Genomic DNA, 14035 nt, shown 5'->3' with positions numbered 1-14035 from the left:
TGCTCCAGAAACGAATGAACGCATAAAGCCACCTGGGATAATTCCATGTTTTTGAGCGGAAGTATTTGGATCATATCATAAATCGGAGTTAACTGATACTCATACATAAATGTTTTAAAGTATTCGGAAAAAGTCAGGGCTCATAAGGAAGCAGAACCCAGAACAACTAAAAATAAGCTAGACACGCCAACGGACGGGAATATGAAACTACCGCTCTGCAAAGCAGTAGGGCAGCGGTTTGATATGATCGTATCTCTGTATGGACAGGGATACGATCATATTGTCATTTTGCGAGAGAATTTGTCTCTGTAAGGCAGCCCTTTTTAACATTGACAACAGGAAATGTTTGAGATATAATGAACCTATGTTCATAGAACGACTGTTCATTATATATCTTGTGAGGTGAATTCTGATGATGCAAACAGTAAAAGTTGAAGGCGGCTATGTTTCTGGTGTCACAGATGGCACGGGTAAAGTCTCCATATTCAAGGGTATACCATATGCAGCGCCACCTGTAGGTGATTTGCGCTGGAAGGCACCGCAGTCTGTTATACCATGGAGTGGAATTCGAAAAGCTGATTCGTATGGAAATGCCTGTATTCAGAACGAAATGCTAATGGATCCCTACTATAAACGTGAGTTTCACACGGATCCCAACCCGATGAGCGAGGATTGCCTCTATCTGAATATATGGACTCCCGCTGTGTCCGATGATGCAAAAACACCTGTGATGATGTGGATACACGGCGGTAGTTTTCGTCAGGGATACGGTCATGAAATTGAGTTTGACGGTGAAAAACTTGCGGAACATGGCGTCATTGTCGTAACAATAAATTATCGGCTTGGAATATTAGGTTTTTTGGCGCACCCGGAACTTTCAAGGGAAACTAAAGACGGTATTTCCGGAAATTACGGGCTTCTCGACCAGATTACCGCACTACGTTGGATAAAGAATAATATCGTAGGTTTTGGCGGCGATCCCGCTAATGTTACGATTTTTGGTCAGTCCTCCGGTGCCATGTGCGTACAGGCCCTTTCCACCTCTCCATTGACCAAAGAATTGTTTACAAAGGCAATCATGCAAAGCGGCGGCGGTATTCACATGATTGAGTATGTTAAACTCCAGAATGCCGAGAAACAGGGATCTGAATTTGCGGGTAAAATCAATAAATCAACTCTAAAGGAGCTCAGAGAAGTCCCGGCTCAAGAACTCATCATGGCAGCGTCCGGTTTTTCAAAGGACCGCATTGCATTCCGGCCCAATATTGATGGAGTAATATTGCCGGAAGACGTATCGGACGCCATTTATCATGGTCATCAGCACAATATTCCTTATCTGATCGGATCAACGGCAGATGAAATGCGAATGGTCTTCAAAAACATGCCGGAAGACATGTTTCGGAACAACATGAAAAACTTCTATGGCAAATTTGCCGACAAATTTATCAATTTGTTTTGTACTGATCATAAATTGACCGGTTTTGATAATTTTATGGCTGTTCATATGGCCGGAGTAGCGCGTGCATGGGCACAGGTGCAGGCTGATCAGGGCAACCGAGCTCCCATGTATGTGTATTCGTTTATCCGTGCGTTACCAGGTGACGGTGCCGGAGCGTATCATAACTGTGAATTGTGGTATGTCTTTGAAACATTGAGAGAGTGCTGGAGGCCGTTTGAAAACACCGATTACGAAATATCTCTTGCAATGTCGCAATACTGGACAAATTTTGCTAAATTCGGAAATCCAAACGGAGCCGAATTGCCGGAATGGACAGCCTATACAAATACCATTCCACATGCAATGAGTTTTGGGGATAAAATAGAAATGATAGAAAAATCGGATGACCCAAAGGTGGCGTTCGTAAGGGATTATTTAACCGGCCGACTGAGATAAAGGGATGAATGTATTATGAGACTTCGGGAACAGCAACGAATCAGCAGAGAAAAACAAATAAGGGACTGTAGTTTAGATCTATTTATCAGCCAGGGGTATGTATCCACTGGAATTCGTGACATCGCCCAAAAATTGCAGATTGCTACCGGTGTGTTTTTCAACTATTACGAGTCGAAAGAGAAAATCTACTTTGAATTAATCAAAGAGGCGGTTGAAGGACAGAAATATATCGAACAGATGCTGCTTCAAACTGAAAATCCAATTGATACACTTCAAAAAGTCACCGAAACGGCGCTCAGTGTTTTTGAAAAGAATGATCGCAGTCTGAAACTATTTGTATTAATCATGCAGGCCTTTTGGTCGGCAGCAACGCCGGACAGTGTAAAAGAACTTCTGAATAATTATGACCTGATAACGCCGACAGCGACGCTGATATCTATTGGACAAAAAGTGGGCCAGACACGGCAGGGCGATCCTTTGGCACTTTCTAATGCCTATTGGAGTGCAATACAGGGTATTGCACTAAATAAATCTCTTTTGCAGGAATTGCCGTTTCCAAAAAGCGATTGGATTGTCGCGATTCTGAAGCCTTAAAAGTAATGGTATGGTAAAAATTGAAGTTTAAATAGAATATTAGCTGGTCAAGGACAAATAGGGCGACACCCGTCAAACAAAAAAACAGGGTTTGGCGGGATTCTTTCCATACCTTTTTCTGAATGGGAATCCTCCAAACTTGTTGGTTTGGAGGATTTTGTTATGTTCATCCAACGTAATTCACAATATCATTGGCCGCAAATTTGCGGCCAAGCGTGACAAGCGGACAACAGATTTTATCTGACAGGCGTTTATGCCTCAAAAAAAGCCGAATTGCTCATTGGGGTCATTCTGACCTTAATCGGCATTGTATAAAATATAACAGCTTTCGTACTGCCCTTTGGGATGCTCTCCCACTGGGCATTTTTTTGTCCCGTTGCCGTTCGCCTCCCGCCGTCTTTTCTGGATTTTCAAAACATTCAGAAAGGATGGAAAAATCATGGAGGTACATATCAAAATTTACGGACAAAGCGTAAACGTGGAAGTATCCGTCGAAGTCGGAGAATATCTTGTTCAGGCCGATCACAAAACCGAGAACTTGTTCCATGAGCAGCGCCGCCATTGGGATGGGCGCGAGTTTGACGAGTACATTATAGCGCATGAGTGCAGCAGGAGTTACTACGAAACGCCGGAAGATTGGCTCTGTCGAAAAAAAACCCTCCGGGAGATCACGACGGCATTGGAAAGCTGCACGAAAAACAGCGTTATCGCTTTTTGCTTTACGCTTTAGAAGGGCTCAGTTGTTCCCAGATTGGTAACATCTGCGGATGTTCCAAGTCCGCTATTATGAGAAGCATCGAAGCGGTTAGAAGGAAGGTGAAATGTTTTTTGCAGACAGAGTGATCGGAAGCGTATTTTCAGGCTAACCCGGTGAAGGGCTTCTGCCCTATCACATGGGTAAACGGGACAGGCAGTTGAATCTGTCTGTCCCGTTTACTGTCTGGAGGTTAGCCGTATGCCCACCATCAACTTGCGCAAGTATTATCCATTTCTCAATGAAGATTGTTTCATTGAAGTCAGTGACGAAGTTGCCGAGGCATTTTTGTTTGCAAAGCGGCAGGAAGATAATTATCACCACCGGGCTTGGTATGACAAAGCCTATTACTCTCTGGATCGCGGCGATGGTATTGAAAACAGTATTCTTCACACAGAGCCGTCACCTGAAGAAATTCTCATGCAAAAGGTTTCGATGCAACAGCTTTATGAAGCTCTTGACCATCTGCCGCCCATTCAGGCGCGGCGCGTTTATGCGCATTACATTCTCGGTATGAAGAAAGTGGACATTGCCCGCGCCGAAGACGTAAACAGCAGCGGTGTTTGCGATTCCGTAAGGAAAGGTGCGAGAAATCTCAGACGCTATTTTGAAAAGAAAAAATGGATGGAGTGATTGAGAACGATATGCCAACATCCAAACAGGAGTCGGAAGCCGTGAGGGAGAAAATCCGCCAGCTTGAAAACCGGCAGAAAATTTTACTCAACCGGAAAGCCGACGCAGAGCGAAAAGCGAGGACGCACCGTCTCATTGAGCGCGGGGCGCGTTGGAACAGATTGTGCTGGAAGAGCTGCGGGAACTGCTCCGGTTCGTTTCACAGAATGAAAAGCGGTTTGTGCGCCTTGTGATGGATAACAGCCGTCAGGAACAGAGCCGGGAAACGGCGGCGAAAAAACGGGCCGTTTCCAAGCACCGCCGCCGCATTGCGGAGATCGACACACTGATTGAACGGCTGTACGAGGACAACGTTTCGGGCAAGGTGCCGGATGAACGGTATGCGAAAATGTCCACTAAACTTGAAACGGAGCAGTCTGGGTTAAAAGAAACGGTTGCCACGCTGGAAACGGAGATTTCCGGTCAGGAACAGCAGACCGCCAACGTGGACAGCTTCCTCGCTCTGGTTCGCCGCACCACCGAGATTGAGAAGCTGACTCCCGCCATCGTCCATGAGTTTATTGAGAAAATTATCGTCTATGAGCCGGAGCAGGCCCGGGGCGACCGCCGCCAGAAAGTGGAGATCATCTACAACAACATCGGTGCGGTTGACCCGCAGAGCTGGGCGGAAGCCGGTTCGCAAAACTGAATATTGGGCCGAGTGCCGTTTTTATAACGCCGCCGCTCGCCATGAAAAAAGCTGCTCCCTTACGGACACTGTCCGAAAGCGGACGGAAGAAAACAGAGTTCCGACAATCATGTCGATGGAAATAATGCTTTCCAGACAGCCGCGGCGTCGGCACAACGGACAATAGTCTCCCTCCGCGTCGATGATCGTATGGCCAATCTCCATGGAAAAATAGGATTCTCCGCGGTAAATTTCTCCGTCTTTCAAAAAGGTGGCGCCAATGCCCGGCTGCATGTATTTAATAAAAATACGGCAGCTGGATTACGATACGGGTCTGCCAATGGAGAAAGCCACACGGATGAAAACCACAAAGGACGAAAAAAACTGACATACGGCACAAGCAGGGGACGCGGCTCACGTCCCCTGTTTCATTGAGCGAAAGGTCCGGGAACCGCTCGCATTGCCGCGCTTCAGCCGGTTACCAAACGGATAAACGCCTGCGCCGATTTGGAAAGGTGCTTATCCTTATGACGTATCACGGTAAAGCTGCGTTGAAACTTGATATGAGGAATGAAAATCCTTACCAGCCGGCGCTCCTCCAGTTCCCGCCTTACCAGCTTATAAGGAAGAACGGATACCCCCATTCCACAGGACACCGCGCCGATAATAGCTTCCGTACTGATGCTTTCCCACGCGGGGGCTGCCGTCAGCCCATGCGTCAGAAGCGTGCTGTCGAACAATTCGCGGGTTCCGCTTCCTTTTTCGCGCAGAATCAGGGTTTGCCCGAGCAGTTCCTCCAGCGATATTTCCTGAGCGGCGGCGAGCGGATGATGCGCTCCGCAGACCAGAACGAGCTCGTCTTCCATAAAACTTTTGGAAATAATATTTTCCGAGTGTATTTGCCCTTCAATCAGAGCAAAATCCAGTTGGGACAGGAGTATTTTATCTTCAATTACGCTTGAATTGTCAATCGTGACACGAACCTTGACATTGGGGTATTGGGGAGAGAACCGCGCGATAAATTGGGAAAGTAGGCAGGTGCCGATCGTAACGCTGGAACCAACCCGAAGCATCCCGAAAGAATCCCAGTCCTTCACCCCGTTTTCCATTTCATCGAACAATGAGACAATCTGTCTGGCATACTGCAAAAACGTCTTTCCCTTTTCCGTAACAAAAAGTTTTCTGGAGATTCTGTCAAAAAGTTTGATTCCATAATAGGTTTCCAACTCTTTGATCGCGAGGCTGACCGCCGGCTGCGCAAGCCCAAGGTTCCGGGCGGCAGCCGTAACGCTGCCGCAGTCGCAGACGGCGACAAATATCTTCATGTGCCGTAAAGTCAACGTTCTTCCTCCTGATATTAAAAAAGATATGATTTTGATAATATTATATTATTTTACTTATAAATTATCAAGTTGTATAATAAAGTTAATTTTGATAGATGGAAGGATTTTTGAATGAATAAGGGATGGAAATTTTACTGGAAATTGTTTTCCTCAACATTCTATTTGAGCGCCTTTACCTTCGGCGGAGGCTATGTTATTGTCCCGCTGATGCAAAAAAAGTTTGTGGACGAATACAAATGGATTGAGGAAAAGGAAATGCTCGACCTGGTCGCCATCGCCCAGTCCACACCGGGTGCCATCGCGGTAAACGCCTCTATTCTGATTGGCTACCGTCTGGCGGGGCTTCCCGGCACCTTCATCACAATTTTGGGAACCGTTCTGCCGCCGCTGGTCATTCTTTCCGTCATATCACTTTTTTATGTTTCGTTTCAGAAAAGCACGATCGTCAAGTATGTTTTACGCGGCATGAGCGCGGGCGTGGCAGCGGTGATCGCCGACGTGACGGTCAAGATGGGAAAAGATATTTTTCGTGAAAAAAGCATTTTCACCGCTTCGATTATGATTGTCTCCTTTTTGGCGGTTACAATTTTTGACGTGGATGTCAAGCTGATTATTCTGGTGTGCGGCCTGCTCGGTCTGGCAAACGGCCTTTTCCACAAGCTGAGCAAAAAGGAGATGAGCTGATTGATTTATCTGAAATTATTCTGGAGCTTTTTTCAGATCGGACTGTTCAGCATCGGCGGCGGCTACGCGGCCATGCCGATTATTCAGGCTCAGGTGGTCGACTTAAACCATTGGATGTCCATGAAGGAGTTTGTCGACATCATCACGATCTCCCAGATGACGCCGGGCCCCATCGCCATCAACTCCTCAACCTTTGTCGGGATGCGGATCGCGGGAGTCGCCGGGGCCGTCGTCGCTACCATCGGATGCGTCGCTCCCTCCTGTATCATCGTGCTGACCATCGCTTATTTCTACTATAAATACCAGGATCTTTGGGTGATCAAGGGAGCCTTGAAGGGCCTGAGGCCATCCGTGGTATCGCTGATCGCGTCGGCCGGATTATCCATCCTGCTGATGGCATTATTTAACGGAAAAGCCTCCTCCTGGCTGAGCGCAAATCTGTCGCAGTTTGATGTCGTGGCGGGAATCCTTTTCCTCGCGGCATTTATCATACTCAGAAAGTTTAAAGCGAATCCGATTACTGTAATGCTTGGCTCCGGCATTGTAGGGCTCATCTGTTATCAATTTCTTTAATCTTCCTTCCATCGTATTGCTATACAGCAAAACATCCGGATGCGGCAGTAGTAACCCGCATCCGGATGTTTTTTGATATTTGCGCGAATTTTGATCGGCCTAATCGCACCGGCTGTCTGATAGAAAGTTCATTTTTCCCCAATGCCGGGCTCCGTTTTTCAGACAGCCGTTTCTTATTTTTCGGAATTTGCACGCTTTACCGCCCTGCAAAGGGATTTTACAAAATCTGAAACCGGGATGACGGCGTTTGCCCTCTCACGTTCCACGATTTTTACAAGGGCGCTGCCCACGATCACTCCGTCGCAGTAAGAAGCCATCCGCTCCGCCTGTTCCGGGTCGGAAATTCCGAATCCCACGGCACAGGGAACCTTTGCGGCCCGATGGATCGCTCCGAAAAAGGCGTCGAAATCAGTCGTGAACCGATTCCGGGTCCCGGTCACTCCCGTGGAAGAGACGCAGTAAAGGAATCCTTTTGCGGAAGACGCGATCATCGCAATGCGCTCGTGGGAAGTCGGTGCCACCATGCTGATGGAAATCACGCCGTATTTTTCCGCCGTACCCAAAATTTCGTCCCGTTCTTCAAACGGCATATCGGGCACAATGACGCCGTCCACGCCGTTCGCCGAACAAAGACTGAAAAAGCGCTCTTTCCCAAACCGAAAAATACTGTTCAGATACAGCATGAATAAAATCGGCTCGTCGGTTTTTTCACGCAGCTTTTTCACAAGCGCAAAAATTTTCATCAGAGTCGTACCTGAATTGAGGGCCCTGCTGCTGGCTTTTTGAATCACCGGCCCTTCCGCCACGGGGTCCGAAAACGGCACGCCGATCTCCACCAGATCCGCCCCCGCCGAAAACATGGCAAGAACCAATTTTTCGGTCGTTTCCAAATTTGGGTCTCCCGCCGTCACAAAAGCGATCAGCGCCTTTTCCCCCTTTTCTTTCAGCAGCGCGAACTTTCGGTCAATCCTGTTCATTAAGCTTCACCCCCCTGTACTTTGCAATTGAGGCAACATCCTTATCCCCGCGGCCGGAAAGATTGATCACCAGAATTTGATCTCTCTCCATTTCCGGCGCGATCCGCATTGCGGCTGCGACGGCATGCGCGGATTCTATCGCCGGGATAATCCCCTCCGTTTTGGAAAGATACTCAAACGCGCATACCGCCTCCTCGTCCGTAACCGGAACATATTGCGCGCGCCCGCTTGCGGCAAGCTCGGCGTGCTCCGGGCCGATTCCGGGGTAATCCAGCCCGGCGGAAATGGAGTAGACCGGCATGATCTGCCCCTCGTCGTTTTGAAGGAACAGCGATTTCATCCCGTGGAAGATACCGGCGGACCCCTTTGTGACCGTCGCCGCGTGAAGTGCTGTATCGACCCCCTTTCCCGCCGCCTCCGCGCCCAGCAGACGAACACCCTTTTCGGGGATAAACTCATAAAACGCGCCCATTGCGTTGGATCCGCCGCCGACGCATGCAATCACGCAGTCCGGCAGCCTGCCCTCACATTCGGAAAGCTGCCCTCTGATTTCCTTTCCGATGACCTTTTGAAAATCCCGCACCATCATCGGGTAAGGATGAGGCCCCATCGTCGAACCGATCAGATAATAGGTATCCTCCACATGGGTCGCCCAGTCGCGCATTGCTTCGTTCACGGCGTCTTTCAGCGTGCCGGTACCCGACTCGACCCCCGTCACTTTTGCGCCGAGCAGCTCCATGCGGTATACATTCAAAGACTGGCGCTCCATATCTTTCACACCCATAAACACTTCGCATTTCATCCCGAACATCGCCGCCGCCGTCGCGGTCGCCACCCCGTGCTGTCCCGCGCCGGTTTCGGCGATGATTCTTTTTTTGCCCATGCGCTGCGCCAGAAGAATCTGCCCGAGCACATTGTTGATCTTATGGGCTCCGGTATGATTCAAATCTTCGCGCTTGAGGTAAATTTTCGCCCCGCCAAGGTCTCCTGTCATCCGCTTCGCGTAGTAAAGCGGAGACGGGCGATTGGCATAATCGCGGTACAGTCTTTCCAGTTCGGAGACGAATTCAGGGTCTTTGCTGTAAGATTCGTAAGCTCTTTCAAGCTCATGAACCGCGCTCATCAGCGTTTCCGGCACATATTGTCCGCCGAATTCGCCGTATCTTCCGACTTTTTGCATCTCAGCCTACCGCCTTTCCGGATTCTTTCCGAAGAATCCTCATGATTTGTTCGATCTTCCGGCGGTCTTTCACGCCGCCGGTTTCAATCCCGCTGGAAACATCTACCCCATAGGGAGAGAATTCCCTCACGATCGGCCCAATGTTACCGCTGTTCAGCCCGCCCGCGAGGAAAAAGGGCGACGAAAGATTTGCTTTCCGGATCAGATTCAAATCAGCCGTTTTTCCGGTTCCGCCCTGCTCCGTAACCGAAAAGCTGTCCAGGAGCAGCATATCCGCCCCCAGCCTCTGCGCGTGCGGAATACTGCCGCTGTTTTCGACCCGCACCGCTTTCCAGATCTCCGCCTCCGGCAGCAGGTCGCGCAGCCTTTCAATCCCCTGCGCCGTTTCCGATCCGTGAAGCTGAACCACATCCAATCCCGCGAGTTTTGCGGTGCGGGCAATGTTTTCCGGCGGCTCGTCGACAAAGACGCCGACCTTCCGGATGCCGGCATCCAGCAAACCTGCCAAAGCGGCGGCTTTTTCCGGCGTGACGCGGCGTTTTGCCCCGGCAAAGACAAAACCGACGTAATCCGGACGGAATTCATTCATGTAAGCGACGTCTTCCGGCCGCCTGATTCCGCAGAATTTGATTTTCAACCCGAATCACCCCTCCATTCGCGCAGCAGGGCGGCAGGGTCCGCACTGCGCATCAGCATCTCCCCGATCAGAACGGCGTCCGCGTGCGCCTGTTTTGCTGCCTCCATGTCCGCACGGGAGGCAATCCCGCTTTCAGAGACCAGGACGCATTCCGCCGGAACCAGCTTTGAAAGGCGCGCGGTCGTGCTTAGATCAACCCGGAAGGTTTTCAGGTCGCGGTTATTGATCCCCACGATTTCCGCCCCCGCGCCGAGGACTTTTTCCAGTTCCTCCTCGTTATGGGCCTCCATCAGACAGGCAAGGCCGACGGAATCCGCCAGCGCTTTATACTCGCTGAGCCTGGACGCGTCCAACAAAGCGGCAATCAGCAGTACCGCGTCCGCTCCGATCGCTCTCGCCTCGTAAATCTGATACGGAGAGATCACAAAATCCTTTCGCAGGATTGGAAGGGAAGTTTCCCGTCTCACTTCCCGCAGAACCTGGGAGGAGCCCTGAAAATAGGCCTCCTCCGTCAGGACGGAGAGAGCGTCCGCGCCCGCGGCCTCGTAACGGTTCGCAATCTCCGCCGGATGAAACTCGGCGCAGATCAGCCCTTTTGACGGCGACGCTCTTTTTACTTCCGCAATTACCGAAAGTTTTTTCTTTCTCAGAGCCGCTTTAAAATTTCTTGCCGGTCCGGCCCGCTCCGCGGCTTTTCGAATTTCCTCATAGGGAACAGCGTTCCTCTCGCGTCTCAGTTGCTCTTTTCTCTTTTCCGCGATTTCATCCAGAATCATGAAGCGTCACCCGGAAAGCGGTTGGTCAGTTCCTTTAGTTCCCTCAGCTTCTGCAAGGCCGCGCCGCTGTCGATGGAATGCTCCGCAAGATTCACGCCGCGCTGAATGGTTTCCGCCAGTTTGCCGACGTACAGGGCGCACCCCGCGTTCAAAATTACAATGTCCCTTGCCGGGCCCTTTTGACCGCTTAAAACATCCAGTGTGATTTTCGCGTTTTCCTGCGCCGTGCCTCCCACGATCTCCTCTTTCTTTGTGAGACCGATGCCGTAGTCACACGGGTTCAGCTCGTAGCGCAGCAGCTTTTCGTCCATGATCTCGCACACCGCGGTCCGGTCCGAAACGCTGACCTCGTCCAGGCCGTCGTTGCCATGTACCAGCATCGCGCTCTTTACGCCAAGATTTCGCAGCACTTCGGCAAGCGGCTCCAGCAGGGCTTCGTCGTATACGCCGAGAAGCATTCCCTCCGCGTGCGCGGGATTGGAGAGAGGGCCGAGGATGTTGAACACCGTCCGGATTCCCGTTTCCCGGCGCGGCCCCGCAGCGAAACGCATGGAGCCGTGGAACCTCTGCGCGAACAGAAACGTCATGCCGCATCGCTCCATACATTCGGCAGCTTGCTCCGGCGTGATAGAAATCCTGACTCCAAGCGCTTCCAACACATCGGCGGCGCCGCTCTTGCTGGAAACGCTGCGGTTGCCGTGCTTTGCCACCCTGAGTCCCGCGCCCGCCGCCACGAACGCGGAGGTTGTGGAAATGTTGAAGCTGTTCGAAAGATCGCCGCCCGTCCCGACAATGTCCACCGCGGCGGGGGACATTGGAACGAGCTTTGCCTTTTGGCGCATAATTCTGGCAAACCCGGTGATTTCGTCGATGGTTTCGCCCTTCATGCGCAGCGCGGTGATAAACGCCGCGATCTGGGAATCCGTCGCTTGATCGCTCATAATGCAGTCCATGGCGTCGCGGGCTTCCCTTTCCGTCAGGTTTTCTCCGTCAACCACCTTCGCAAGAAACGGCTTGAGAGCGACTCTTTTTTCTACCGGGATCGACGGCGCGGCTGTTTTCATTTCCAATTTGCACACCTCTTTCAAAAAATTATACAGAATTCTGTCCCCCGCCGGAGTCATCACGGACTCCGGGTGAAACTGTACTCCAAACGTAGGGTCCGTCTTGTGCCGGACTCCCATAATCTGGCCATCCGCGTCCAGCGCAGTGATTTGCAGGCAGTCCGGCAGGGAACCGCGCTCCAAAATCAACGAGTGATACCGCGCGGCCCTGATTTTATCCGGCAGGCCAAAAAACAGCGGGCAACCGCCGTCAATCGAAATAGGGCTCGCTTTTCCGTGCATCAGCCGCTCCGCGGGAACGGTTTTGCCGCCGAACGCCTCGCCGACGGACTGGTGCCCAAGGCACACGCCGAGAATGGGTATTTTTCCGCTGAACCTGCGGACTGCTTCGACGGAAACTCCGGCGTCCTTCGGGTAGCCCGGCCCGGGGGAAATCAGGATTGCCGCAGGTTGCATTGCGCCGATTTCATCCGGGGTGATCGTATCGCTTCTCACGACGCGGACATCCGGGTAAAATACGCCGATACGGTCGCGCAGATTATAGGTAAAGCTATCGTAATTGTCGAGAAGAAGTATCATAATTCCGCCGCCCTCCGAATTGCTTCCAGCACCGCCTGAGCCTTGTTCGCGGATTCCTCGTATTCTTTTTCCGGGTCGCTGTCGGCCACAATGCCCATGCCCGCCTGAACATAAGCCTTTCCGTTGTGAAACAGCGCCGTGCGGATGGCTATGCAGGTATCCGCGTTTCCGTCGAAGCCGAGGTACCCGATCGCCCCACCGTACACGCCGCGCTTGACGGGCTCCAGCTCGTCAATGATCTGCATCGCCCGGATTTTCGGCGCCCCGGAAAGCGTTCCCGCCGGAAGAACGGAAAAAAGCGCATCCACCGCGGTTTTATCCTCTCTCAGCTCTCCATGAACCTCACTGACCAGATGCATGACTCTGGAGGCCCTCTCCACATGCATGAAATCACAAACCTTCACCGTGCCGAATTTGGAAACACGGCCGACGTCGTTTCGCCCAAGGTCGACCAGCATGGCGTGCTCGGCACATTCCTTTTCATCCCGCAGCAGTTCGCGTTCCAGCCGTCTGTCCTCCGTTTCGTCTCTTCCCCGCGGCGATGTCCCCGCAATCGGCTTGTTCATGACGACTCCGTCCTCGACCCGGACGAGCATCTCCGGCGACGCGCCCGCAATCTGATAATCCGGAGCCTGAAAATAGTAAAGGTAAGGCGAGGGATTCGTCGCGCGGAGCATCCGGTACACCGAAAACGCGTCCGGCGGATTTTCGGCTTCAAACCGCCGAGACGGAACCACCTGAAAAATATCCCCGGCACGGATAAAACGCTTTGCCGTCTCAATACGGCGGATGAAATCCTGTTTTGAAATATTGGATCGAATCACCGGTTCTGCCAAGGTTTTCCGGACGCCCAGCTTAGGCTCGCCGCCCATCTGCCGGAAAAGCTCCTTTGCCCGTTCTTCACAGGCTCCGTACTGCTGCTTTATCTCCGCGTTTCCGTCGATATGAAGAATCACATAGGCTTTTCCGCTCAGATGATCGATCGCGACCACCTCGTCATACCGGTGAAGAACACTGTCCGGCATCTCAAGATCGTTCCGCGGGGGCCGGCCAAGCTTCGGCTCCAGATAGCGGAGAATATCATAGCCAAAGTATCCCGCAAGGCCGCCCGTAAATCGGGGAAGCCCGGAAAAATGCGGAGACCTGTACTTTTTAAGATACCCGGCCAAAAATTCCGCCGGATCCGTAACCGGCTCCTCATAAGCCTCTTCCGCCGACCGAATTGTTACGGCGCCACCGCGGAGGACGAGTTCCTCTTTCGGATTCACGCCGATAAAGGAATAACGTCCCCATCGCTCGGACTGCTCCACGCTTTCCAAAAGAAAGCAATTTTTCGAATTTTCCTTCAGCGCGGCGAAAATTCCGACGGGTGTGCGGCAGTCCATCAGTTCCGCGGAAAAGACGGGCACCGTTCGAAAATTTTGCAGCAGGGTTGTTACGGTTTCAATCGGCGGATACAACATGGCCCATTCTCCTTTTTTCGTTTTGGGGTTTAAATAAATAAAAAAAAGCCCATCGTCCCTGATATATCAGGGACGATGGACTCGTGGTGCCACCCTTATTCGGGAACAAAAATTGTTCCCCTCAAAACAGGTACACTGCGATGCTGCGCCGCTTACAAACAGGTACGCCGCACAAAACGCATGAATACCCTTCCGCTGTAACGCGCGGACGCGGCGG

General features: G+C 51.5%; 15 protein-coding genes and 1 pseudogene. 8 read left to right on the top strand and 8 right to left on the bottom strand.

The features are described from left to right. Nucleotides 1–412 precede the first annotated feature (412 nt). The 6 genes and pseudogenes from ACLQ3M_RS09605 (at nt 413) to ACLQ3M_RS09580 (ending at nt 4563) form a co-directional block, all read left to right on the top strand. Nucleotides 413–1894, top strand: coding sequence for a carboxylesterase/lipase family protein (locus ACLQ3M_RS09605; RefSeq protein ID WP_411677469.1), 1482 nt, complete (start codon nt 413–415; stop codon nt 1892–1894). A gap of 15 nt (nt 1895–1909) precedes the next feature. Beyond that, nucleotides 1910–2488: a TetR/AcrR family transcriptional regulator gene (locus ACLQ3M_RS09600; RefSeq protein WP_411677468.1), complete on the top strand. Its 579-nt coding sequence runs from the start codon at nt 1910–1912 to the stop codon at nt 2486–2488. Between the two features lie 439 nt (nt 2489–2927). Then, a pseudogene (locus tag ACLQ3M_RS09595) lies at nt 2928–3331 on the top strand (sigma-70 family RNA polymerase sigma factor). Nucleotides 3332–3443: 112 nt separating this feature from the next. Beyond that, entirely contained in the window at nt 3444–3875 is a 432-nt protein-coding gene (locus ACLQ3M_RS09590) for an RNA polymerase sigma factor (protein WP_411677466.1), read from the top strand. Then, nucleotides 3863–4108: a DUF3847 domain-containing protein gene (locus ACLQ3M_RS09585; protein WP_411677464.1), complete on the top strand. Its 246-nt coding sequence runs from the start codon at nt 3863–3865 to the stop codon at nt 4106–4108. The genes ACLQ3M_RS09590 and ACLQ3M_RS09585 overlap by 13 nt, the downstream gene beginning before the upstream one ends. Then, nucleotides 4027–4563 (top strand): DUF4368 domain-containing protein, encoded by a 537-nt coding sequence (locus tag ACLQ3M_RS09580; protein ID WP_411677463.1) that lies wholly within the window; start codon nt 4027–4029, stop codon nt 4561–4563. The genes ACLQ3M_RS09585 and ACLQ3M_RS09580 overlap by 82 nt, the downstream gene beginning before the upstream one ends. A gap of 21 nt (nt 4564–4584) precedes the next feature. On the opposite strand, the gene ACLQ3M_RS09575 is transcribed toward ACLQ3M_RS09580, so the two are convergent. Together ACLQ3M_RS09575 and ACLQ3M_RS09570 are read right to left on the bottom strand one after the other, a co-directional pair. Then, a complete protein-coding gene (locus ACLQ3M_RS09575; RefSeq protein ID WP_411677462.1) occupies nt 4585–4836 on the bottom strand; it encodes an ROK family protein in 252 nt (83 codons plus the stop codon). A gap of 176 nt (nt 4837–5012) precedes the next feature. Continuing rightward, nucleotides 5013–5882, bottom strand: coding sequence for a LysR family transcriptional regulator (locus ACLQ3M_RS09570; protein ID WP_411677461.1), 870 nt, complete (start codon nt 5880–5882; stop codon nt 5013–5015). A 114-nt stretch (nt 5883–5996) separates the two neighbouring features. On the opposite strand from ACLQ3M_RS09570, the gene ACLQ3M_RS09565 reads away from it, so the two are divergent. Continuing rightward, a complete protein-coding gene (locus tag ACLQ3M_RS09565) occupies nt 5997–6569 on the top strand; it encodes a chromate transporter (protein ID WP_411677460.1) in 573 nt (190 codons plus the stop codon). Beyond that, nucleotides 6570–7142 (top strand): chromate transporter, encoded by a 573-nt coding sequence (locus ACLQ3M_RS09560; RefSeq protein WP_411677459.1) that lies wholly within the window; start codon nt 6570–6572, stop codon nt 7140–7142. It begins immediately after the preceding gene. Nucleotides 7143–7315: 173 nt separating this feature from the next. Here ACLQ3M_RS09560 and trpA read toward each other — a convergent pair whose 3' ends face one another. Genes trpA through trpE form a run of 6 tightly spaced genes read right to left on the bottom strand, consistent with a single transcriptional unit; the run spans nt 7316 to nt 13818 of the window. Then, nucleotides 7316–8119, bottom strand: a complete 804-nt coding sequence (trpA, locus tag ACLQ3M_RS09555; protein WP_411677458.1) for a tryptophan synthase subunit alpha — start codon at nt 8117–8119, stop codon at nt 7316–7318. After that, nucleotides 8106–9299, bottom strand: coding sequence for a tryptophan synthase subunit beta (gene trpB, locus ACLQ3M_RS09550; protein ID WP_411677457.1), 1194 nt, complete (start codon nt 9297–9299; stop codon nt 8106–8108). The genes trpA and trpB overlap by 14 nt, the downstream gene beginning before the upstream one ends. Before the next feature lies 1 nt (nt 9300). After that, the gene (locus ACLQ3M_RS09545) at nt 9301–9936 is read right to left on the bottom strand and encodes a phosphoribosylanthranilate isomerase (RefSeq protein ID WP_411677456.1); all 636 of its coding nucleotides are present in this window, start codon (nt 9934–9936) and stop codon (nt 9301–9303) included. Then, the gene (trpC, locus tag ACLQ3M_RS09540; RefSeq protein WP_411677455.1) at nt 9933–10712 is read right to left on the bottom strand and encodes an indole-3-glycerol phosphate synthase TrpC; all 780 of its coding nucleotides are present in this window, start codon (nt 10710–10712) and stop codon (nt 9933–9935) included. The genes ACLQ3M_RS09545 and trpC overlap by 4 nt, the downstream gene beginning before the upstream one ends. Further along, nucleotides 10709–12355, bottom strand: a complete 1647-nt coding sequence (locus ACLQ3M_RS09535) for a bifunctional anthranilate synthase component II/anthranilate phosphoribosyltransferase (protein ID WP_411677454.1) — start codon at nt 12353–12355, stop codon at nt 10709–10711. The genes trpC and ACLQ3M_RS09535 overlap by 4 nt, the downstream gene beginning before the upstream one ends. Continuing rightward, nucleotides 12352–13818, bottom strand: a complete 1467-nt coding sequence (trpE, locus tag ACLQ3M_RS09530) for an anthranilate synthase component I (protein ID WP_411677453.1) — start codon at nt 13816–13818, stop codon at nt 12352–12354. The genes ACLQ3M_RS09535 and trpE overlap by 4 nt, the downstream gene beginning before the upstream one ends. Nucleotides 13819–14035 lie beyond the last annotated feature (217 nt).

It is taken from the genome of Caproicibacter sp. (genome assembly GCF_046707225.1).
Taxonomy (GTDB): Bacteria; Bacillota; Clostridia; order Oscillospirales; family Acutalibacteraceae; genus Caproicibacter.
The sequence above is the reverse complement of the archived record's forward strand: the minus strand, read 5'-3'. Positions and strand labels throughout refer to the sequence as shown.

Coding starts and splice junctions, on each gene's coding strand:
- ACLQ3M_RS09605 (WP_411677469.1), top strand. CDS start 413: ATGATGCAAACAGTAAAAGTTGAAGGCGGCTATGTTTCTGGTGTCACA.
- ACLQ3M_RS09600 (WP_411677468.1), top strand. CDS start 1,910: ATGAGACTTCGGGAACAGCAACGAATCAGCAGAGAAAAACAAATAAGG.
- ACLQ3M_RS09590 (WP_411677466.1), top strand. CDS start 3,444: ATGCCCACCATCAACTTGCGCAAGTATTATCCATTTCTCAATGAAGAT.
- ACLQ3M_RS09585 (WP_411677464.1), top strand. CDS start 3,863: ATGGATGGAGTGATTGAGAACGATATGCCAACATCCAAACAGGAGTCG.
- ACLQ3M_RS09575 (WP_411677462.1), bottom strand. CDS start 4,836: ATGCAGCCGGGCATTGGCGCCACCTTTTTGAAAGACGGAGAAATTTAC.
- ACLQ3M_RS09565 (WP_411677460.1), top strand. CDS start 5,997: ATGAATAAGGGATGGAAATTTTACTGGAAATTGTTTTCCTCAACATTC.
- trpA (WP_411677458.1), bottom strand. CDS start 8,119: ATGAACAGGATTGACCGAAAGTTCGCGCTGCTGAAAGAAAAGGGGGAA.
- trpB (WP_411677457.1), bottom strand. CDS start 9,299: ATGCAAAAAGTCGGAAGATACGGCGAATTCGGCGGACAATATGTGCCG.
- trpC (WP_411677455.1), bottom strand. CDS start 10,712: ATGATTCTGGATGAAATCGCGGAAAAGAGAAAAGAGCAACTGAGACGC.
- ACLQ3M_RS09535 (WP_411677454.1), bottom strand. CDS start 12,355: ATGATACTTCTTCTCGACAATTACGATAGCTTTACCTATAATCTGCGC.
- trpE (WP_411677453.1), bottom strand. CDS start 13,818: ATGTTGTATCCGCCGATTGAAACCGTAACAACCCTGCTGCAAAATTTT.